Annotated in this window: 18 protein-coding genes; 7 read left to right on the top strand and 11 right to left on the bottom strand. The window is 62.0% G+C overall.

Features of this window, described 5'->3' with window-relative positions:
- Positions 1–9: 9 nt before the first annotated feature.
- Positions 10–1,050 carry a glutamine synthetase beta-grasp domain-containing protein gene (locus EQW76_RS13395; RefSeq protein ID WP_142824884.1) on the bottom strand — a complete coding sequence of 347 codons (1,041 nt, stop codon included), beginning with the start codon at positions 1,048–1,050 and terminating at the stop codon, positions 10–12.
- Positions 1,051–1,535: 485 nt separating this feature from the next.
- On the opposite strand from EQW76_RS13395, the gene EQW76_RS13390 reads away from it, so the two are divergent.
- From EQW76_RS13390 to EQW76_RS13375, 4 genes are all read left to right on the top strand, one after another.
- Positions 1,536–1,745, top strand: a complete 210-nt coding sequence (locus EQW76_RS13390) for a DUF2735 domain-containing protein (protein ID WP_142824883.1) — start codon at positions 1,536–1,538, stop codon at positions 1,743–1,745.
- Positions 1,746–1,910: 165 nt separating this feature from the next.
- Positions 1,911–2,249 carry a hypothetical protein gene (locus tag EQW76_RS13385; RefSeq protein WP_142824882.1) on the top strand — a complete coding sequence of 113 codons (339 nt, stop codon included), beginning with the start codon at positions 1,911–1,913 and terminating at the stop codon, positions 2,247–2,249.
- A gap of 123 nt (positions 2,250–2,372) precedes the next feature.
- Positions 2,373–5,042 (top strand): DNA ligase D, encoded by a 2,670-nt coding sequence (ligD, locus tag EQW76_RS13380; RefSeq protein ID WP_142824881.1) that lies wholly within the window; start codon positions 2,373–2,375, stop codon positions 5,040–5,042.
- A complete protein-coding gene (locus tag EQW76_RS13375; protein ID WP_142824880.1) occupies positions 5,042–6,115 on the top strand; it encodes an ATP-dependent DNA ligase in 1,074 nt (357 codons plus the stop codon). Before ligD ends, EQW76_RS13375 begins: the two co-directional genes overlap by 1 nt.
- Before the next feature lie 30 nt (positions 6,116–6,145).
- Here EQW76_RS13375 and EQW76_RS13370 read toward each other — a convergent pair whose 3' ends face one another.
- The gene (locus tag EQW76_RS13370; protein ID WP_142824879.1) at positions 6,146–7,081 is read right to left on the bottom strand and encodes a D-2-hydroxyacid dehydrogenase family protein; all 936 of its coding nucleotides are present in this window, start codon (positions 7,079–7,081) and stop codon (positions 6,146–6,148) included.
- Positions 7,082–7,162: 81 nt separating this feature from the next.
- Positions 7,163–7,738, bottom strand: a complete 576-nt coding sequence (locus EQW76_RS13365; RefSeq protein WP_142824878.1) for a transglycosylase SLT domain-containing protein — start codon at positions 7,736–7,738, stop codon at positions 7,163–7,165.
- Positions 7,739–7,860: 122 nt separating this feature from the next.
- Between EQW76_RS13365 and EQW76_RS13360 the strand changes: the two genes are divergently transcribed.
- On the top strand, positions 7,861–8,778 hold the full coding sequence (locus EQW76_RS13360; RefSeq protein WP_224128019.1) for an alpha/beta hydrolase: 918 nt from the start codon (positions 7,861–7,863) through the stop codon (positions 8,776–8,778).
- Here EQW76_RS13360 and EQW76_RS13355 read toward each other — a convergent pair whose 3' ends face one another.
- From EQW76_RS13355 to EQW76_RS13320, 8 genes are all read right to left on the bottom strand, one after another.
- Positions 8,779–10,779 carry a CocE/NonD family hydrolase gene (locus EQW76_RS13355; RefSeq protein ID WP_142824877.1) on the bottom strand — a complete coding sequence of 667 codons (2,001 nt, stop codon included), beginning with the start codon at positions 10,777–10,779 and terminating at the stop codon, positions 8,779–8,781.
- 86 nt (positions 10,780–10,865) lie between these two features.
- Complete coding sequence (locus EQW76_RS13350) at positions 10,866–11,051, bottom strand: type II toxin-antitoxin system Phd/YefM family antitoxin (protein WP_142824876.1); 186 nt, start codon at positions 11,049–11,051, stop codon at positions 10,866–10,868.
- A 142-nt stretch (positions 11,052–11,193) separates the two neighbouring features.
- Entirely contained in the window at positions 11,194–12,825 is a 1,632-nt protein-coding gene (locus EQW76_RS13345) for an ABC transporter ATP-binding protein (RefSeq protein WP_142824875.1), read from the bottom strand.
- Positions 12,818–13,645, bottom strand: coding sequence for an ABC transporter permease (locus EQW76_RS13340; RefSeq protein WP_142824874.1), 828 nt, complete (start codon positions 13,643–13,645; stop codon positions 12,818–12,820). The genes EQW76_RS13345 and EQW76_RS13340 overlap by 8 nt, the downstream gene beginning before the upstream one ends.
- Positions 13,642–14,649, bottom strand: a complete 1,008-nt coding sequence (locus EQW76_RS13335; protein ID WP_142824873.1) for an ABC transporter permease — start codon at positions 14,647–14,649, stop codon at positions 13,642–13,644. Before EQW76_RS13335 ends, EQW76_RS13340 begins: the two co-directional genes overlap by 4 nt.
- Before the next feature lie 126 nt (positions 14,650–14,775).
- On the bottom strand, positions 14,776–16,365 hold the full coding sequence (locus EQW76_RS13330; protein ID WP_142824872.1) for an ABC transporter substrate-binding protein: 1,590 nt from the start codon (positions 16,363–16,365) through the stop codon (positions 14,776–14,778).
- A 392-nt stretch (positions 16,366–16,757) separates the two neighbouring features.
- The gene (locus EQW76_RS13325) at positions 16,758–18,254 is read right to left on the bottom strand and encodes a carnitine 3-dehydrogenase (RefSeq protein ID WP_142824871.1); all 1,497 of its coding nucleotides are present in this window, start codon (positions 18,252–18,254) and stop codon (positions 16,758–16,760) included.
- A gap of 45 nt (positions 18,255–18,299) precedes the next feature.
- Complete coding sequence (locus EQW76_RS13320; protein ID WP_142824870.1) at positions 18,300–19,202, bottom strand: 3-keto-5-aminohexanoate cleavage protein; 903 nt, start codon at positions 19,200–19,202, stop codon at positions 18,300–18,302.
- A gap of 104 nt (positions 19,203–19,306) precedes the next feature.
- Between EQW76_RS13320 and EQW76_RS13315 the strand changes: the two genes are divergently transcribed.
- Both EQW76_RS13315 and EQW76_RS13310 read left to right on the top strand, forming a co-directional pair.
- Complete coding sequence (locus EQW76_RS13315) at positions 19,307–20,278, top strand: GlxA family transcriptional regulator (protein ID WP_142824869.1); 972 nt, start codon at positions 19,307–19,309, stop codon at positions 20,276–20,278.
- Between the two features lie 96 nt (positions 20,279–20,374).
- Positions 20,375–20,665, top strand: coding sequence for a GIY-YIG nuclease family protein (locus tag EQW76_RS13310; protein ID WP_111221098.1), 291 nt, complete (start codon positions 20,375–20,377; stop codon positions 20,663–20,665).
- Positions 20,666–21,089 lie beyond the last annotated feature (424 nt).

Genomic DNA, 21,089 nt, shown 5'->3' with positions numbered 1-21,089 from the left:
AGACTAACCTTATGCGGCGGCGGAGACGCTGCCTTCGGTCGGAACTTCTGCAATGGTCTTCAGGATCTGCGAAGCGATCTGGTAGGGGTCGCCCTGCGAGTTCGGGCGGCGATCTTCGAGGTAGCCCTTGTAGTCGTTCTTGATGAACGAGTGCGGCACGCGGATCGATGCACCACGGTCGGCAACGCCGTAGGAGAACTTGTTCCACGGAGCAGTTTCGTGCTTGCCGGTGAGGCGCTTGTCGTTGTCAGGACCGTAGACATTGATGTGGTCCATCAGGTTCTTTTCGAAGGCTGCCATCAGGGCTTCGAAATAGGCCTTGCCGCCGACTTCGCGCATGTAGGCGGTCGAGAAGTTGGCGTGCATGCCCGAGCCGTTCCAGTCTGTGTCGCCGAGCGGCTTGCAGTGATATTCGATATCGACGCCGTACTTTTCGGTCAGGCGCTGCAGCAGGTAGCGGGCTATCCACATTTCGTCGGCGGCGCGCTTGGAGCCCTTGCCGAAGATCTGGAATTCCCACTGACCCTTCGCCACTTCGGCGTTGATGCCTTCGTGGTTGATACCGGCTGCAAGGCAGATGTCGAGGTGCTCTTCGACGATCTGGCGCGCGATGCTGCCAACGTTCGAATAGCCGACGCCCGTGTAGTAAGGACCCTGCGGAGCAGGATAGCCGGCTTCTGGGAAGCCCAGCGGACGGCCGTTCTCGTAGAAGAAGTATTCCTGCTCGAAGCCGAACCAGGCGCCGGCATCGTCGAGGATGGTAGCGCGGGAATTGCTAGGATGCGGCGTGACGCCGTCCGGCATCATGACTTCGCACATGACGAGAACGCCGTTCAAGCGCTCACTGTCCGGAAAAACGGCAACGGGCTTCAGCACGCAATCGGAGCTGCGGCCTTCGGCCTGCATCGTCGACGATCCGTCGAAACCCCAGAGAGGCAGTTCCTCGAGAGTTGGGAATGCGGCGAATTCCTTGATCTGCGTCTTGCCGCGCAGATTGGGAACCGGCGTGTAACCGTCGAGCCAGATGTACTCGAGTTTATATTTCGTCATGGCGAACCTCTCATAGGTTTACGAAGCTAAGGTCAGTAAAGTCTATCGGCGTCGGCGGCCTCGGATCGTGGCCGTCCACGTTTGCCAAGAGACATGCATTTGCTATGCCAGTTTCTGCGCCAACCCCTTCGCAACGCCATCTTCCAGCGGTTGGCACACTTCTTTAACCAGAATATTCTAAAATTCACATATTAAAGAGGCCAGCGCGCTGCGCTGGTGGCGACATCTGCGGCCTTTTCCGCATGGAAGCGCATCTTCCGGTTCGCTTCGCTCACGGCATAGGCCGGCACAACGCTGACAATGATCTGTCAGCGTAAATTTACGCCACAATATCACCACGATTTCCCTTGCGGAAAACGGCGAATTGCCTACATATTCAACATAATGATTTCTTTTTAATCATTTCGAGCAAATGGCAGGCAGACATGTTACATTGAGAATGCCGGGAGTCGTGATCTCCACGGGGAAACGAAAGATAGACATCAATGGCAAACACACACGCAGAAACGGCAACGATCTACCAGTTTCCCATCATCACCCGTAAGGTCCGACGCGACCTCGGTGGTGACGCGACCGTCGTATTGCTCGATCGAAAGCTCAATCGGTTTTCCGAAGGTGCGTATGCGGATGCTGCCTATGGCGGCAGCTGGTATCATGACGCGGCTATCGAAGCCGAGCACAAGCCGAAGTCCTGATCCCCAAAGCCGGCGCAGACGTCCAGAAGCTTCCGCTGCTCCGTGGCTTGCGATCGAAGTTATGAGCTGTGCCTACATATGCGCGAACCGAAACCATCACGCTCCTAACCATGGGAACATATCCCATCCTGACTGGTTGCTGCTTTTCAACCTCAGGAGGACATCATGGCCGAAGAATTCACACCGAAACCCGCTACGCCGCTAGGCATCATCGAGCCCTCCGACGCGCCGCTCGTCGATGAAGCCCTGGCGCAGCCGAAGTCGGACTTTTCAGATACCGTCGCCGACCAGGTTGAAGCGCTAAAGGCCGAGGTCGCCAGCCTGTCGACTTCCATAGCCGATATGACAGATGCGGCGCGCACCAAGCTCAAGTCAAACGCGAATGCGGTAGAGGCGGTGGTCGACGAGACCGTCAGGCTGCACCCGGTCCTCAGCGTTCTGACCGCAGCCGGCATGGGATATCTCCTGGCACTGGCCGTACACGGCGTCAACCGCCACCGCTGATCCGCCCGCAATCCTTTCGTCTCCCTCGCGCCAGACTCCGGCGCAGGGGGCGAAAGTGAATCCGGGCACAGAACAAAGGCCACGCGCCTGCGTTGTGTCGATGACGGAACTCTGGAGACACCCATGGTCGGCGACGAAAATCTCAAGACCTATCGCGCCAAGCGAGATTTCAAGAAAACGCAGGAGCCGAGCGGCGAAACGGAGATTGCTGCCTCGAACAGAAGGCGGTTCGTCATCCAAAAGCACGACGCGACGAGGCTTCACTATGACCTGCGCCTGGAACTCGACGGCGTCTTCAAGTCCTGGGCAGTCACCAAGGGTCCGTCTCTCGATCCCGGCGACAAGCGCCTTGCCGTCGAGGTCGAGGACCATCCGCTCGACTACGGCGACTTCGAAGGTACAATTCCGAAAGGCCAGTATGGCGGCGGCACGGTGCTGCTGTGGGACCGCGGATACTGGGAGCCGGAAGGCAGCAAGACCCCGGAAAGAGCGCTTGAAGACGGCGATTTCAAATTCAGTCTCGAGGGCGAAAAGCTGCATGGCAGCTTTGTGCTTGTCCGCATGAAGCACGACCGGAACGGCGGCAAGCGAACCAACTGGCTGCTGATCAAGCATCATGACGATCATGCCGTGGACACCGGCGGCGAGAAAATTCTCGAGAAGGATAGCTCCGTCGCGTCCGGCCGCTCGTTGGAAACGATTGCCGCAGGCAAGGGAAAGGCCCCCAAACCTTTCATGCTTGCTAAGAGCACTTCGTCCGCCGGCGCTGTCTGGGACACCAGCGAGGGACTGGCTGCAGAAGAACGCGCTACCAAAGAGCCAACGCGCAAGTCAGCCAAGGCCGAGGTCAAGGGCAAAGCCGGCGCAAAGGAAAGCAGCTCGGCAATGCCGGATTTCATACCGCCGCAGCTTTGTGACACGGGCGCACGGCCACCGTCCGGTAAGGGCTGGGTACACGAAATCAAGTTCGATGGTTACCGCATCCAGATGCGGATAGTGGGCGGTAGCGTCAGCCTGAAGACCCGCAAGGGCCTCGACTGGACGGACAAGTTCAGCGCGATTGCCCGCGCCGCAGAGGCTCTGCCCGATGGCATCATCGACGGGGAAATCGCCGCGCTCGACAGCCATGGCGCGCCGGACTTTGCCGCCCTGCAGGCAGCCCTTTCAGAGGGAAAGACTGAGGATCTCGTTTTCTTCGCCTTCGATCTGCTGTTCGATGGCGGGGAGGACGTGCGCGAACAACCTCTTTCCGAGCGCAAGATTCGCCTGCAGAAGATCTTGGACAAAGCAAAGCCCGATGCCCGCATCCGGTTTGTCGAGCATTTCGACACCGGTGGCGACGCGGTGCTGCGCTCCGCCTGCCAGCTTTCCCTTGAAGGCATCATCTCGAAGAAGCTCGACGCTCCCTACCATTCCGGCCGTAGCGCCTCGTGGTCGAAGTCGAAATGCCGCGCCGGCCACGAGGTGGTGGTCGGCGGATGGGCAACGACCAACGGACGGTTCCGTTCGCTGCTGGTTGGCGTCTACAGAGGCGATCATTTCGTCTATGTCGGCCGAGTAGGCACCGGATATGGCGAGGCGAAACTCAAGACGCTCGAACCAAGACTGGAAGCCGTCAAAGCTGACAAATCGCCATTCACCGGCATCGGTGCCCCGCGCAAGGATGCGAGCATTGTCTGGGCAAGGCCGGAGCTCGTCGCCGAGATCGAATTCGCCGGCTGGACGAATGACGGGCAGGTTCGACAGGCGGCGTTCAAGGGCCTGCGCGACGACAAGCCCGCATCCGAGGTCGAGGCCGAAAAGCCTGCATCGCCTGTAAAGGTAGAGGTGCCGCATCCGGAAGAGAAAGTCCACGCAACCCGGCGGGGCGCAGCAGCCCGGGCGTCGGTCATGGGCGTGGCGATCTCCCATCCAGACAAGGCCATGTGGCCTGACGCCGGCGACGGCGAGCCGGTCACCAAGCTGGATCTTGCCCAGTATCTGGAGGCGGTCGGTCCATGGATGATGGACCACATTGCCGGTCGGCCGTGCTCGATAATCCGGGCGCCCGACGGCATCGGCGGCGAGCAGTTCTTCCAGAGGCATGCAATGCAGAGCACATCGAACCTGCTGGATCTTGTCACCGTATCAGGCGATCGCAAGCCCTATCTCGAAATCGACCGCATCGAAGGCCTTGCCGCGGTGGCGCAAGTCGCGGCGCTCGAGCTGCATCCCTGGAATTGCCTGCCGAAAAAACCCGAAGTGCCCGGAAGACTGGTATTCGACCTCGATCCCGGCCCTGACGTGCCATTCTCGACCGTAGTCGAGGCTGCGCGCGAGTTGCGCGACCGGCTCGAGGAGCTAGGCCTTGTCAGCTTCTGCAAGACCACCGGCGGCAAGGGCCTGCACGTCGTCACACCTCTGTCGGAAGGCAAGACGGCGCTGACATGGCAGGAGGCGAAGACGTTTGCCCACGACCTCTGTCTTCAGACGGCCCATGACGCCCCTGACCGCTACGTCGTCAACATGGCAAAGAAGCTTCGCAACGGACGCATCTTCCTCGATTACCTGCGCAACGACCGCATGGCGACGGCAGTCGCCCCGCTTTCGACACGCGCGAGACCGGGCGCGACGGTGTCGATGCCGATCCTTTGGTCGCAGGTCAAGTCCGACCTCGACCCGAAAGGCTTCACAATCCGCACCGTGCCCGCCCTGCTGAAGAAGAGCTCGGCCTGGGAAGACTACAACGACGGCGCCCGCCCACTCGCCCCGGCGGTAAAGCGCCTCGCAAAATCGCGCGCGGACGCGGCCTGATGGCGGTGAAGGCAGGCCGGAAAGGCAAAAAGGCTGATGTCAGCAAGGGAGACCTGCTCGGCATCGCGCTCGATACATCACCGATGGAGGCGCGCTCCGCCGAGGCGTTGCCGCAGGGCGATGGCTGGCAATACGAACCGAAGTGGGATGGCTTCCGCTGCCTCGCGTTCAAAAATGGCGAGGAAGTCGCGCTTCATGCGAAATCCGGCAAACCGCTCGGACGCTACTTTCCCGAGGTTCTCGCACTATTGGCCGAGATTCCGGCCGAGAGATTTATCATCGACAGCGAGTTGGTGATCGAAATCGACGGTCACCTCTCGTTCGAGGCGCTGCAGATGCGCCTTCATCCGGCGGAAAGCCGCATTCGAAAGCTCGCCGCCGCCACGCCGGCTCGCCTCGTCATGTTCGACATGCTGCTGTCTTCGGACGGGATGCCGCTGGTCGACCTGCCGATGTCCGAGCGCCGTAGCGCACTCGAAAGCTTCGCAAAGCAGAACCCCCGTCCGCGACAGATGGTACTGTCGCCCTTCACGACCGACCTTACCCAGGCTGAGCGCTGGCTTTCGTCGTCGGGAAATAGCGCCACCGACGGCGTCGTCGCCAAACGCCGAGACGGCGCCTACGAGCCGGGCATCCGCGCGATGCTGAAGGTGAAACGCCTGCGCACCGCCGACTGCGTCATCGGCGGCTTCCGCTACGAGAGCAACAGCGCCGAAGTCGGCTCGCTTCTGCTCGGCCTCTACAACGAGGACGGCAAGCTCGATCACGTCGGCTACACCTCGACAATTTCGGACGAGGAACGACCGGATCTCACAAAACAGCTCGAGGCGCTGCAGGCACCACCAGGTTTTGCCGGCAAGGCGCCGGGCGGCCCCAGCCGCTGGACGACCGAGCGCAGCGCAGCGTGGCAGCCCCTGCGGCCGGAGCTTGTCGTGGAAGTCCGCTTCGACCAGGTGACAGGCCGGCGTTTCCGGCACGGAACGACGCTGGTGCGCTGGCGACCGGACAAGGACCCGCGCCAGTGCACATTCGAGCAGATAGCGCCGCCTCTTGCACCGGATGAGGTCGATTAGGGGCCGGTACAAGCCGTCCCTTCACGAACGCTAGCCGGCGTTCGCGGTCAGCCATTCGCTGACATGGCTAACGGTATCGCCGTAGAACGTCTCGTACAGCGACTGCGAGACGTAGCCGATATGCGGGGTTGCCAGGACGTTGGGCAGTGTCCGGAATGGATGATCCGGCAACATCGGCTCGACGTCGAAGACATCCACCGCAGCACCGGCGATGGCCTTGCGCTTGAGTGCATCGATCAGCGCTGCCTCCGTGACGATAGGGCCGCGCGAGGTATTGATGAGGAAGGCGGAAGGCTTCATCAGCGCAATCTCGTCGGCCCCGACCAGTCCGCGACTGCGATCGCTGAGCACCAGATGTACGCTCAGGAAATCGGATTGCCGGAACAGCGCCTCTTTAGAGACCAGCGTCGTCCCGAACTGTTCGGCCTTATCGGCCGTCAGGTTCTGGCTCCACGCGATGGTCTTCATGCCGAATGCCTGGGCGATGGTCGCGACCCGCGAGCCGACATTGCCAAGCCCGAGCAATCCGAGCGTCTTGCCGTTGAGATCGGAACCGATCGAACGCTGCCAGCCGCCGGATCGAAGAGAGGCATTCTCGCTGGCGACGTGACGGGCAACGCCGAGGATCAGCGCCCATGTCATTTCCACGGTCGCCGTCGATGCATAGCCCGTGTGCTTGACGACGATGCCGCGTTCCGCTGCAGCTCCAACATCGATCGAGGCATTACGCGCGCCGGTCGAGACGATGAGCTTCAGGTTAGGCAATTGTGCCAGCAACTCGGCCGGCAGCGGCGTGCGTTCGCGCATGACGCAGATCACATCGAACGGCGCCAACCGCTGGACGAGTTTCTGCCGGTCGGCGAGGTGATCGTTGAAGACGGTGACCTCGGCCCGCGCGGTCACATCGGACCAGTCGGCAAGCGTCAGGGCTACATTCTGATAGTCGTCCAGGACTGCGATTTTCATCTGTGTTCCTTCAAGGGCTGATAAGCCTAACCTAGGAACGAAGAACCATTTTCACAGGGCCGAAACGCGGACGGCGGCCCATCAGCCGCCGCAGGTGCGCAGCTGGCTGTTGTAGGTCGAGGCGATGCCGGCGGCCCGGCGGGCGGTGCGCTGCAGCTCGCCATTGGAGCGGAAGCTGCCGCGGCTGTAGCCGTCATGGCCGACATAATAGGCCATGTAGAGATTGTAGGTATCGTTCAGCGCGATGCCGTTCTGGAGATGGCTTTGCGCATGGTACCAGCCGATGAAATTGATCGCGTCGGCAAAATTGGTCCGTCGGGCCGACCAGTGGCCGGTCGCCCGCTGGTAGCGCGACCATGTTCCATCGAGAGCCTGGGCATAACCATAGGCGCTGGAAGGCCGCGTCCATGGGATGAAACCGAGCAATAGTGTGCGCGGTGGCCGTGCATAGGGCTGGAAACCGGATTCGACGTAGATCGTCGCCATCAGCACCGGCACGGGGACCCCGTACTCGCGCGAGGCCTTGTCGGCTGCCCTTCGCCAGTTGTTGAAAAGGCCGTCGCGCTGCTCGAAAATGGCGCAGCTGTTGCGGATCTGATGGGGCGCCGTCGCGCAACTGGACAACACGACAAGGGCGGCGATAAACAATTTTCGCATCGCAAACTCACTCTCTTCCGAGAGATGAATAAGCGGTAAACGTTAAAAACGGGTTTTTATCGAGTCCGGGAATCGCACAGCGTGATTTTTGGCGAAATGCGCCTGCAAACGGGGAGAAGACAATGCCGGAAACCATCCGCCCGATGCCAGGCGAGGCAGGCATCCTCGAATTCCTGCAGCTGTGCGACAGCTTCTACCCGGCCGATGCCGTCGATGCGTCGATTGGCCAGCAGCGTCTCTGGTACGATGCACTCTGCGCCCAGTTCGAGAGGCGAATGCCGGACGGCATGACGGCAGAAGATTGCCCGATTGGCACCGTCCCGACCCGTCGATATCGCCCCGCCGACGTGCGGACGTCGACGAAACTGCTCTATCTGCATGGCGGCGGCTATGTCGTCGGCTCGCTGTCGAGCCATCATTCGATCTGCGCCGAGATCGCCGACGCTGCGGGCGCCGAACTGATTGCCGTCGATTACCGCCTGGCCCCGGAACATGTGTGGCCGGTGCAGACGGACGATTGCTTCACGGTGCTGAAGCTGCTGCTGGGCGATGGCGAGACGGTCGTCCTAATCGGCGACAGCGCCGGCGGCAACCTCGCGGCAGGCCTGACGCTCAGGGCACGTGACGAAGGGCTGGATGGGATCGTCGGCCAAGTGCTTATCTACCCGGCGCTCGGCGGCGACCTCGTCTCGGGCTCCTACCAGGAGATGGCAGACGCTCCGGGGCTGACAACCGCCGATGTCGCCTATTATCGCGCCATCCTCAAGGCACCTGCAGACGAGCCTGTCGCTCATCCGCTGCTAACCCGGACCTGTGCGGGCCTGCCGCCAGCCTACATCACGGTCGCCCATTTCGATCCGCTGCGCGACGACGGAAGACTTTATGCCGGACGGCTTGCCGCTGACGGCGTCGAGGTCTGGTTCCGCGAGGAGCCGCAGATGGTGCATGCCTGGCTCCGGGCCCGCCATATGAGCAACGGCGCACAGGCAGGCTTTCGCGCAGTCTGCATCGCGGTCAGCCGATTTGCCGACACGCTCTGATCACATCATGTCGCGCGGCACGGCCTTGTCGAAGGTCTTTTCGAAGACCTTCGTCTCGCCCTCGTAGCCGATGACCGAACCGCCGATCAGCCATTCCGTCGCCGTGCAGGCAATCGTCGCGGTCGAGACGGTGCGGACGAACCAGCCGGGCCGCTGCATGTCACAGGTCCACACCGATTTGCCCTTCATCGACAACGGATCGTTGGCGGAGATCGACCACACCTCGTCGCGCAGCTGGCGCGTCGACAGGCCGGTGCCGGGATGCTCGAACAGGCCGGTGTCTTCATAAACGCAGTAATCGGTGCGACCGGCGGAGAGATCGCGCACCACCTGGCGCTTCGTCTCGCTCGGCTTGTGCTCGATATACTTCGGCAGCGGATCGGGGTTATCCGGCTGCTTCATCTCGAACATCTGGTGCTCGCCGAGCAGCGGCATCGCAAGGCCTATAGAGGCGAGATCGATGGTCACGCCTTCGTCGACGGGTGGCGGCAGCAGCATCGGCCAGTAGGCAGTCGACAGCGACAGGCGGATGCGGTGGCCGGCCTGGAATCGATAGCCGCAGGCATCGAGCACCAGACGGATCTGCGTCGGCTCGCCCGGCACCATCGGCTGCGGCTCGGCATTACTGTCACGATGGGCGAGATTAAGAACGCCGAAGGTCACTCGCGTCGCGGTACCGTCCGGATGGATATCGACGAGGCGGGCGCAGAGATTGGCAAGCTCGGCGTGAGCGCGGACTGTCAGCGTCAGTTCGGGGCGCCCTAGGAAGTCATGGGCTTCCGTCAGCACCGGCGTCTGGAACACCAGCGAGCCGCCATCGTCGCCGCGCTGGTCGAGTGCCATCTCGGCATCCGGCTTGAGGGTGAACCATTCGCCGGATGCGGTGCCCGTGTCGAGCGGCGACTTCAGGAAGACCGGGTGCTCCGGCGCATGCGGGATCGGCATCCCTTCCATCAGCGTACCGAATTGCTCGACATAGAAGCACTGCATATCCGGTTGCTGCCATTCGGGCTTGGAAACCCAGAAGCCGGGATCGACATCGCGGCGGGTCGCGGGCTTCGGGGCATCGAGCATGAAAGCGCGCACCTGCGGCAGGTTTTCGATACTGTTGTCCTCGCCGCGCAGCCAGCGGTTCCACCAAGCAATTGCCTCGCCATGGAAATCGGCACGCGGTTTCGGCCAGGCGAAATGTGGATATTTGTGAACCCAGGGGCCGATCAGCGCCTTGGCCTTGTCGCCCAGTCCCTCGACGGCTTTCAGCGGCGTATTGCGGTAACCATCGGCCCACCCGGCGATTACAAGGGCCGGAACCTTGAAGGCCGAGAAATCGTCGCCGATCGATCCATGTTGCCAGAATGCGTCGCGACGCTGGTGCTGCAGCCACTCCTCCATGAAGAACGGCTCGTTCTCCAGCCGCTCCATCCACATCTCGCGCCAGCGCTCGCCGACGATCTCGGGGTCGGGCGCACGTGACTGGTAGGCGAGCATGGTCGCTGCCCAGGAGAGCTGCGCCGACAGATGGCAGCCGTCCTTGTAGTGAATGTCGTCATTATAGCGATCGACGGTCGAGGCGATCGAGATCACCGCCTTCAGCGCCGGCGGATTGAGGGCTGCCACCTGCAGGCAGTTGAAGCCGCCCCAGGAAATCCCCATCATGCCGACAGACCCGTTCGACCACGGCTGGGCGGCAATCCAGGCGATCAGCTCGCAGGCATTGGCGAGCTCCAGCTCGGTATATTCGCCATCGATGACGCCATCGGATTCGCCCGACCCCCGGATATCGACGCGCACCCCGGCAACGCCGGCAGCCGCAAACACTGGATAGGTGGATTCGTCTCGCGGGCTGGTTCCATCACGCTTGCGATATGGCAGGAACTCGAACACCGCCGGCACCGGATCTGCCTCGGCATTGTCAGGCATCCAGATACGGGCAGCGAGCCGCGTGCCGTCGGCAAGCGTGATCCACTGGTTTTCGATGACGGTGAAGGGGCGGTCAGTCATGGCATTCCAATTCCAAGGCAATAGTCAAAGGCAATAATCAGATGTCGAAGAACTTGATAGGTATCAGTCTTTCGTTCCAGCAATAGCTACTCGTGCATGACCCCTGCCTCAGCACTCAGCCGAACGCCTGGAAGATTTTGATAGTCATCATAGGATAGAATGACCGCCGACTTTTCGCCATCGCGGGTGATGATGGTGGGCTTGCTTTTCAATGCGTCTTTAACGAGGGCGGACAACTTTTCCTGTGCCTTCTGAAGTTCAATCTCACGCATGTTGCACCTCCAAAGAGTATAGTTGATCTTAGCACCGCGCCCTGTCCTTTCACGGCGCAGACGCGCCGTGGCTGGATACCTGTGACGGGCACAGGTATGAGGAAGACTTTGAGCCAGCGCCGACAGACACCAGCATCATAGCTCAATTCCCCGCGCTCTCCATCTTCCGCGTCGTCAAGACCTTCTCCAGCCAGCCGATCTCCATTTCCGGCACCGATTTCAGCAACAGGTCGGTGTAGTCGTCGAAGGGTGGCGAAAGGACCGTCGATTTCGGCCCGAACCGAACCAGCTTGCCGCGATGCATAACTGCGACGCTGTCGGCGATGGCGCGCACGATGGCGATGTCATGGGTGATGAAGATGTAGGAGAGCTGCTTTTCCTCCTGCAGCTTCATCAGCAGGTTTAGGATGCCTTCCGCGACCAGCGGATCCAACGCCGAGGTCGGCTCGTCGCAAAGGATCAGCTCCGGATTGGCGGCAAGCGCACGGGCGATGGCGACACGCTGCTTCTGGCCGCCGGAGAGTTCGGCCGGATAGCGATCGACGAAACCGGTGCCCATCTCGATCTGCTCGAGCAGCTCTTTCACCCGGGCTGTCTTTGCCGCACCGCGCAGGCCATAATAGAAGGTCAGCGGCCGGCCGATGATATCGCGCACCGTCTGGCGCGGGTTCATCGCCGTGTCGGCCATCTGGTAGATCAGCTGGATGCGTCGAAGGTCGTCGTTCGAGCGACCTTTCAGGGCAGGGGACAGCATTTTATCGCCGAACGAGACACTGCCCTGCTGGGGCGGTAGCAGGCCGGTAATGACGCGTGCCAGCGTCGACTTTCCGGAACCGGATTCGCCGACGATCGCCAGCGTCTGGCCCTTCGGCACATGCAGCGTGACGTCGAACAGCACCTTGAAGCCGTTGGAATAGCCGGCAGTGATGTTCTCGACCTTCAGCAGCGTGCCGGTCTGGACGGCAGCCTCGGTCCGCAGCGCCTGGCGGACGTTGACGAGCGCTTGAGTATAGGCCTCGCGCGGCGCCTCGATGATCTGCTGGGCGGTGCCGTATTCCACCGTCTTGCCGTTGCGTAACACCATGATGTCGTCGGAAATCTGGGCAACGACGGCAAGGTCATGGGTGATGTAGAGGGCCGCCGTGTTGGTCGCCTCGATGGCGTGCTTGATAGCGGCGAGCACGTCGATCTGGGTCGTCACGTCGAGCGCCGTGGTCGGCTCGTCGAAGACGATCAGCTCCGGGTTGGAGCACAGTGCCATCGCGGTCATGGCGCGCTGCAATTGCCCGCCGGAAACCTGATGCGGATAGCGCTCGCCAAACGTCTCGGGGTTGGGAAGGCCGAGGACGCGGAACAGATAGAGCGCGCGGGCCCGGGCCTCTTCCTTGGTCATCAGGCCGTGCTTGACGGAGGCCTCGATGACTTGTCCGCCGAGCCGGTGCGCCGGATTGAAGGCGGCCGCAGCCGATTGTGCCACGTAGCAGACGCGGGCGCCGCGCACGCGGCGGATGCCGGATTTGCCGAGCGCCAGAAGGTTCTCACCGTCGAGCAGCACTTCCCCGCCGGTGATTTCGGCGCCCCCGCGACCGTAGGCAAGTGCCGACAGGCCGATGGTCGACTTGCCCGCACCGGATTCGCCGATGAGGCCGAGCACCTTGCCCTTGGCGAGATCGAAAGAGACATCGTCGACGATAGTCACGCGCTTGGGCGGCTCGCCGGGCGGATAGCTGGTGGCCTCGATCTTCAGGCCGCGTACCGAAAGCAGCTCAGGCATCGCCACGTCCTCCCTTGAGGCTGGACGTCCGCTTCAACAGCCAGTCGACCACCAGATTGACACAGATGGCGAGCGCCGCGATGGCCCCGCCGGGCAGGAGCGCCGCAGAAATGCCGAAGATGATGCCGTCCTTGTTGTCCTTCACCATGCCGCCCCAGTCTGCAGTCGGCGGCTGGATGCCGAGACCGAGGAAGGAGAGGGTGGAAAGAAACAGGATTGCGAAGGCAAAGCGCAGGCCGAATTCAGCCAGGAGCGGCGACAGCGTGTTTGGCAGGATTTCGCGGAAGATGATCCAGATCTTGCCTTCGCCACGCAGCTTTGCCGCCTCGACGAACTCCATCACCGCCACGTCGAGCGCCACCGCGCGACCGAGACGGTAGACGCGGGTACTGTCGAGAATAGCCATGACCAGGATCAGCACGACCAGGTTCTGCGGCAGCACCGCCAGAACCACCAGCGCGAAAATCAGCGTCGGGATCGACATCATCAGATCGTTGAAGCGCGACAGCACGGTGTCGATCACGCCGCGCGAGACGGCTGCGGTAAACGACAGGATGATGCCGAGCGAGAACGAGATCAGCGTCGCACCGAGCGCCACGGACAGCGTCGTCCGGGCGCCGAAGATCAGCCGCGAGAGAATGTCTCGGCCGAGATTGTCGAGCCCGAAGTAGAATTGCCCGTCGGCCGGCGCCCAGACCTCGCCGACGACCTCGGTCTCGCCATGCGGGGCGATCCACGGGGCGAAGATAGCGCAGACCAGCGCCAGCAGGATGCCTGCCATGCCGACCCAGGCGGTGATGGGGATCTCTCTCAATCTCATCGCGGATGCCTCAGACGGGGGTTGGCGACAATGGCAAGGATGTCGGCCACCATGTTCAAGAGGATGTAGACGGCAGCGAAGATTAGGCCGCAAGCCTGGACGACGGGCATGTCGCGCACCGTCACGGCGTCCACCATGTACTGGCCCATGCCGGGATAGACGAACACCACCTCGACCACGACAACGCCGACGACGAGATAGGCAAGGTTCAGCGCCACGACGTTGATGATCGGCGCCAGCGCATTCGGCGCCGCATGCCGGACGATGGAGCGGAAGGCGCTAAGGCCCTTCAGTTCCGCCGTCTCCATATATGCGGACGACATCACCGAGAGGATCGCCGCCCGCGTCATCCGCATCATGTGGGCGAGCACGACGAGAACCAGCGTTGCCGTCGGCAGGGCAATTGCTTGCAGCCGGTCGTAGAGGCTCATTTCGGCATAGACGGTGGCCGGGAAGGTGGCGACGCCGAACTTTACGGCGAAGAACATGATCAGCAGGTAGCCGATGAAAAACTCAGGCAGCGAGATCGCCGCCAGCGACACGATGTTGATGATCTTGTCCGGCATCCGGTTGCGGAAATGCACCGACAGCATGCCGAGCCCGACGGCCAGCGGCACGGAGATCAATGCCGCAAATCCGGCGAGAAACAGCGAATTACCGAGCCTGAGGCCGATCTGCTCGCTGACCGAATTCTGGCTCGCCCAGGAGGTACCGAAGTCGCCGACCATGGCATGGCCGAGCCACGACAGATAGCGCGACAGCAGCGGCAGGTTGAGTCCCAGCTGATCGCGGATGTTGGCGATTGCCTGAGGCGTCGCCGACTGGCCGAGATAGGTGGAGGCGAAATCGCCGGGCAGCGCCTGGAGGCCGACGAAGATCAGCAGCGAGACGGCAAACAGCAGGACTATGCTGAGGATGAGACGCTCGAGGATCAGCGCCGCCAGTGGAAACTTCTCGCGCAGCCTGCGGCCGGGAAGACCGTCGGTGTCGATCGAATTGGACATGGGCTGACCGCCTTTTCTGAAACGGATAGGGCTTTTCTGAAACTTGAGGGGGTGGATCGGGGGCGAGACGTCCCACGATCCACACTCCAGTCTGGCGGGCGGCGCATCGGCCGCCCGGTTTCAGTCTCAGGCGTCGAGCCAGACGCGGGTGGCGACATAGCCGTTCGACATGTCGTTGCCGATGTCCTGGACATAGTTCATCAGCTTCTTCGAACCGGCGTTCACGAAGTCGTTGAACATCGGCAGGATGGTGCCGCCTTCGTCGCGGACCATCATGGCCATCTGGCGATAGAGGTCTTTGCGCTTGGTCTCGTCCAGTTCGGCACGGGCCGATACCAGCAGCTTGTCGAAATCCGGGCGCTTGAAACGGGTGTCGTTCCAGTCGGCGGTTGACAGATAGGCGCCGGAATAGAACTGGTCCTGCGTCGCGCGGCTGCCCCAGTAGGAAGCGCTGAACGGCTGCTTGTTCCAGACGTTGGTCCAGTAGCCATCGGCCGGCTCGCGCTTGATCTCGAGGTTGATGCCGGCCTTCTTGGCGCTCTGCTGGAACAGCACGGACGCATCGACGGCACCGGGGAAGGCAACTTCGGAGGTCCGCATCAGAATCGAGCCGTCATGGCCGGACTTCTTGTAGTGGAACTTCGCCTTGTCCGGATCGTACTTGCGCTGCTCGATGCCATCGGGGAACAGCGCATAGGTGCTGTTGATCGGGAAGTCGTTGCCGAGCGAACCGTAGCCGCCAAGGATGCGCTTGACCATTTCCTCGCGGTCGATGGCGTATTTCAGTGCGAGACGCAGGTCGTTGTTGTCGAACGGTGCGGTGTCGCAGTGCATGATGAAGACGTAGTGACCGCCGCCGGCCGTCGTCAGAAGCTGGACGTTCGGGGCGCGTTTCAGAAGGTTGACCGTCTTTGGATCGATGCGGTTGATGCAGTGGACCTGGCCGGAGGTGAGGGCGGCGACGCGGGCCGTCGCGTCGTTCATGGTGATCAGTTCGACGCTGTCGACATAACCGCGATCCGTGCGCCAGTCGTTCGGGTTCTTCTCAAAGGTCATGCGAACGCCGGCCTGGAAATTGGCCACCTTGTAGGCGCCGGTGCCGATCGCTGCCGTCGGGTTGTCCATGCCGCCGTTCGGCTGGATGACGAGGTGGTAGTCGGTCAGGAGCGCCGGCATGTCGGCATTGCCCTGGTCGAGGGTGATGACGAGATCGCCGTTCTGGTTCTCGATCTTGGTCAGCGACTTCATCATGCCGAGAGCGCCGGACTTCGACTTCTCGTCGGAATGGCGGTGCAGGGTGGCGACGACGTCGTCGATGGTCATTTCCTTGCCATCGTGGAACTGCACGCCCTTGCGGATCTTGAAGGTCCAGATCTTGGCGTCAGGCGACGATGTCCAGGATTCGGCAAGTGCCGGAAGTGGCTTGCGGGTCTGCGGATGGGTTTCGACCAGCGTGTCGCCCCAGGTGCGTACCGCGACGAACATGACCTGCGAGGTGGCCGAGGCCGGATCGATGCTGTCGGTCGACGAGCCGCCCTCCAGCCCGAGCTTCAGGTGGCCGCCCTTTTTCGGCGTCTGCGCCATGGCGCTGGTGGCAAACATCGCGTCGGCGGCGGCAAGCGTGATACCGGCGGCCATGGCGCGACCCATGAATTCGCGGCGGTTCATGCCCCCCGAGGTGACACGACCGGTCAGATATTTCGTAAACTCGCTCATTCCCTGTTCCTCTTCTCTGGTTGTTATTAGACTTCGTATCCCGGCTGCCGTTTTCGGCGTTAACTTCCCGGTCCGATCCATTGCCGACGACTATACGGAGATAGCAGCCAATTCAAACCCTTGATCGATCTCCCTGATAAATTCGCCGCATCTTTTCGTGACCGGATGCGCGGCAATCCTCGACGTGTATCGGCGGATCGGCTGGCCGCCCGCCATCGGTTTCACCCTGCAGTAATGGCGGGTTCACCACCGATTGCAGCGGTTGAACGCGACAGAAACTACCCCCGATGCGACGATGCGGACCGGCATCCCTGCCAATCCGCCCATCGATCTCCAGGCTGTCGCCTCGCGGCCCGAATCCCGGGCCGGCGGCACCGATTGCGATACCCATTCTACCCCTGTCGTTTCTGCCCGACATGCCGTCCCACTCCCTCCGGCGGAGGCAGCGTCGCATGGGCACCGGCGATGGCCATGATTCTGTTCAAGATAATTTCCGGCGCCGGCATCGCCTTGGCAGCCTTGGAGTCCACGTGCAGCAGCATCTGCTCTGCGGTGGCGATCGCTTCGCCCGTCTCGCTGTTGTGGATCGTGTGGAAAACCTGCAGCCGCTTGTCGTCGGCGAAAAGAATCTGGCAGGTGGCATGGATCGGCTGTCCGAGTTTCGCTTCACCGAGATGCCGGATATGGGTCTCGACGGTGTAGTAGCTGTGACCGTCCCGGACATAGGCGAGATCGACGCCGACGAGCCGCAGCAGCGCATCCGACGTGTCGCCGAACACCTGCAGATAGCGGTGTTCCGTCATGTGGCCGTTATAGTCGACCCAGGCCGGGCTGACCTTGGTCTCCACCAGTGTCAGCGGCCGCGCCGTGTCGTGCAGCGTATCGCGCTTGCCGCCCTCGGCCCAGAGGCCATCCTCGAAATCCTTCAGCAGCTTGCCGGCACCCCAGCCATTGCCGCCGTCGCCGCCCTTCAGCGTCTGCAGGATGCCGACGAGGTTTTCGTCACGGATGCGCTCGAGTTCGCGGATCGAGCGACCGCCGGCCTGCTCGTCAGATTGCCGGCCGATCTTTTCCACCAGCGCGTCGTCGAGATCGACGACATCGGTGAGCTTGCTCCAGGGCCAGGCGAGGCACGGGCCGAACTGCGCGAGGAAATGCCGCATGCCGGCTTCACCCCCGGCAATGCGATAGGTCTCGAACAGCCCCATCTGCGCCCAGCGCAGGCCGAAGGAATAGCGGATGACGTCGTCGAGCGTTTCGACCGTGCAGATATCGTCCCTGATCAGCCACAGCGCCTCGCGCCACAGCGCCTCCAGCAGGCGGTCGCCGACAAACGCCTCGATCTCCTTGGCGATATGGACGCCCTTCATGCCGATGGGCACCAGACGCTCCATTGCCGCCCTGATCGTTTCGGCGGAGGTCTTCTCGCCACCGACGATCTCGACCAGCGGCAGCAGGTAGACCGGGTTGTAGGGATGGGCGACGAACAGGCGTTCCGGGTGGCGCATGTCGCGCTGCAATTCGCTCGGCAGCAGGCCCGAGGTGGAGGAGCCGATCAGCGCGTCCGGCCGGGCGGCCGCATCGATCTGGTTGAGCACGCCGCGCTTGAGGTCGAGCCGCTCCGGCACGCTCTCCTGGATCCAGTCCGCATCGGCAACCGCCTCCTCGAGGCTTGCCGTGAACGTCAGCTGACCCCGCGCCGGCAGCGGCGCCCCGGTCAGCATCGCATAGGCCCGCTCGGCATTGGCCAGCACTTCGCCGACAATCCGCTGCGCGTCCGGATGCGGATCGAACACCTTGACGTCGATGCCGGCCAGAAGAAACCGGGCAATCCACCCCCCGCCGATAACGCCACCGCCGATGCAGGCCGCTCTATTGATTTTGGTCATAGTGGTTCCTGCCATGCTCTAACTTCCGTCGTCCGACCCATATTGCTACCGCTTTGTCAGCTTCAGCTTCCGCCGGACCTCGTCCGGCCCGATAATGCGACCGCCCATGCCTTCGACGACGGTGACGGCTTTTTCGACCAGCTGGGCATTGGTGGCGAGCTTTCCCTTGCCGACATAGAGATTATCCTCCAGCCCGACGCGGACGTTGCCGCCGGCAAGGATGGCGGCTGCCGGATAGGCCATGGCGTTGCGGCCGATCGAGAACGCCGAAAATGTCCAGCTCGGCGGCACGTTGTTGACCATCGCCATGAAGGTATTGAGATCGTCGGGCGCTCCCCACGGGATACCCATGCAGAGCTGAATCAACACCGGGTCCTCGATCAAGCCTTCCTCGACCAGCTGCTTGGCAAACCAAAGGTGGCCGGTGTCGAAGGCCTCGATCTCCGGGCGGACGCCGAGGTCGGTCATCTTCTTCGCCATGGCGCGCAGCATGCCCGGCGTGTTGGTCATCACGTAGTCGCCAAGCGAGAAATTCATCGTGCCGCAGTCGAGCGTGCAGATTTCCGGCAGGCACTCGGCGACGTGGGCAACACGGTCCGTGGCGCCGCCCATGTCGGTGCCGACAGGATTGAGCGGCAGTGGATTTTCGACGTCGCCGAAAATCATGTCGCCGCCCATGCCCGCCGTCAGGTTCAGCACGACGTCGACCTCGGAGGCGCGGATGCGGTCCGTGACCTCCCGATAAAGCTCGATGCGGCGGCTGCCGGCACCGGTTTCGGGATCGCGAACATGACAATGGACGATGGCAGCGCCGGCCCTTGCGGCATCGATGGCGGATTCGGCGATCTGCTTCGGGGTAACCGGCACATGGGCGGACTTCGAAGCCGTATCGCCGGCACCGGTAACGGCACAGGTGATGAACACATCGCGATTCATGGCAAGAGGCATTTGGGGGTCTCCATTGGTTGACCGGATTACGCGGCATGACAGAGAGGATTGCTTTGCATTTTCGGAAGTAGATTATACATTATCGGAAACGGACCGCGATCCCTATGCTGACCTCGTCGAATGCCCCGCTGGATATCGACCTGCTGATCCTGCCGGAGACCAACCTGATCCTGATCGCCTCGGTCATCGAGCCGCTGCGAGGCGCCAACCGCATTGCCGGCAGCGAGATCTACCGGTGGCGATTGTTCACCCCCGACGGCGCTCCGGTGCAGACGACGAGTAATATCCAAATCCCTGTAGACGCCGCCTTTCGTCCGGCCAGGGAGACGACGCCGCTGTTCGTGCTCGGCGCCTACAACTGGCAGCGCAGCGCCACGCCGGCCCTGAAGATGCAGCTGTCCCAGACCGCGCGTTATCGCACGGTCATCGCCGGCATCGAATCCGGAACATGGCTGCTGGCGGAAGCAAGCCTGCTCGACAACGTGGCGGCCACGACCCATTGGGAGGATTTCGACGATTTTGCCGCAGCCTATCCGCAGGTACGGATGGTGCGCGAACGCTTCGTCATCGACGGCAAGCGCATCACCACCGGCGGCTCGCTGCCAACAGTCGACCTGATGCTCGAAATCATCCGGCGGCGGCAGGGCTATTCGCTGGCACTGGAGGTAACCCGGCTCTTCATCTACGAGCAGGCCGGTTCCCGCAGCAACACGCAGGTCATGCCGTCGACGGCAGCGTTCGGGATGAACGATCCCCGCGTCGCTCACGCGGTGCGGCTCATGGAAGAGACCGTCGAGCAGCCCCTGTCGCTCACCCGCCTCGCCAGGCGCGCAGGGCTCAGCGCCCGTCATCTGCAAACGCTGTTCCGCGAAAGCGTCGGCGTTGCGCCCCACGTCCACTACCTCGCGCTCCGCCTCAACGCCGCCCGCCGCAAGGTGATCGAGACACCCGCCACCTTCGCCGACATCGCCGCCGCCACCGGCTTCAACTCCGCCTCCGCCTTCTCCCGCAGCTACCGCACCCAGTTCGCCGAAAGCCCCTCCCAAACCCGCAACCGCATCGGCCGGAGGGTTTGAGCGGGCCATGGGAGAAGAAGGGAGAAGAATATCGGCGGGTAACCAGGCTTCAATTTTTGATTGTACCTATTGATATACTCGCGCAAAGATACGGCGATGAAAGGCTACGTCTACATACTCGCATCGAAACGCAACGGTACGCTTTACATCGGCGTGACTCGGGATATGGCCGGCCGGCTTTACGACCACCAGAATGAACTGACCCCCGGCTTCACCTCGCGACACGGTGTGAAAACGCTGGTCTGGTTCGAGGAGCACGATCTGCTGACAGCCGCGATCACCCGCGAGAAAACGATGAAAAAGTGGCCCCGACAATGGAAGCTCAACCTGATCGAGACCACCAACCCCGATTGGCAAGACATCTCCCACTATCTTCACGGCCTGTAGAACGGTGGAAACCCGGCACGACGGCGCTGGAGTCGCCCACAAGCGGTAACCCTCGCACGTGTAGGCTCGTCACAAGCATAGGTGTGTGGCGCGGATCCACAGACTGAGCAGGTATTGAAAAATATATCCATAACTGCCAAACGCTTCAAACTCCAACCTTGCCCTGACGCCCCCGGCTCCCTCATTCCTGTGCTCGTCACAGGAATCCAGTCACGGCGCGTCTGCGCCGTGAGAGGACTCTCTGTTGGTGAGAAAAGTGTTTATCGCCCAAGGACTTGGGCGGCTGGATTCCTGTGACAAGCACAGGAATGAGGGAGGTCGGGGTGGCTCTTTCCGGTTTTGTGATCTTTCTGATTTCTTACACTCTCTCTCTCCTCTCTCGCTTCCCTCCATCGCCCCTGCTCGCAGCACCTCATGGGGATAA

The organism is Rhizobium sp. rho-13.1 (assembly GCF_007000305.1).
GTDB lineage: Bacteria > Pseudomonadota > Alphaproteobacteria > Rhizobiales > Rhizobiaceae > Rhizobium > Rhizobium rhododendri.
The sequence above is the reverse complement of the archived record's forward strand: the minus strand, read 5'-3'. Positions and strand labels throughout refer to the sequence as shown.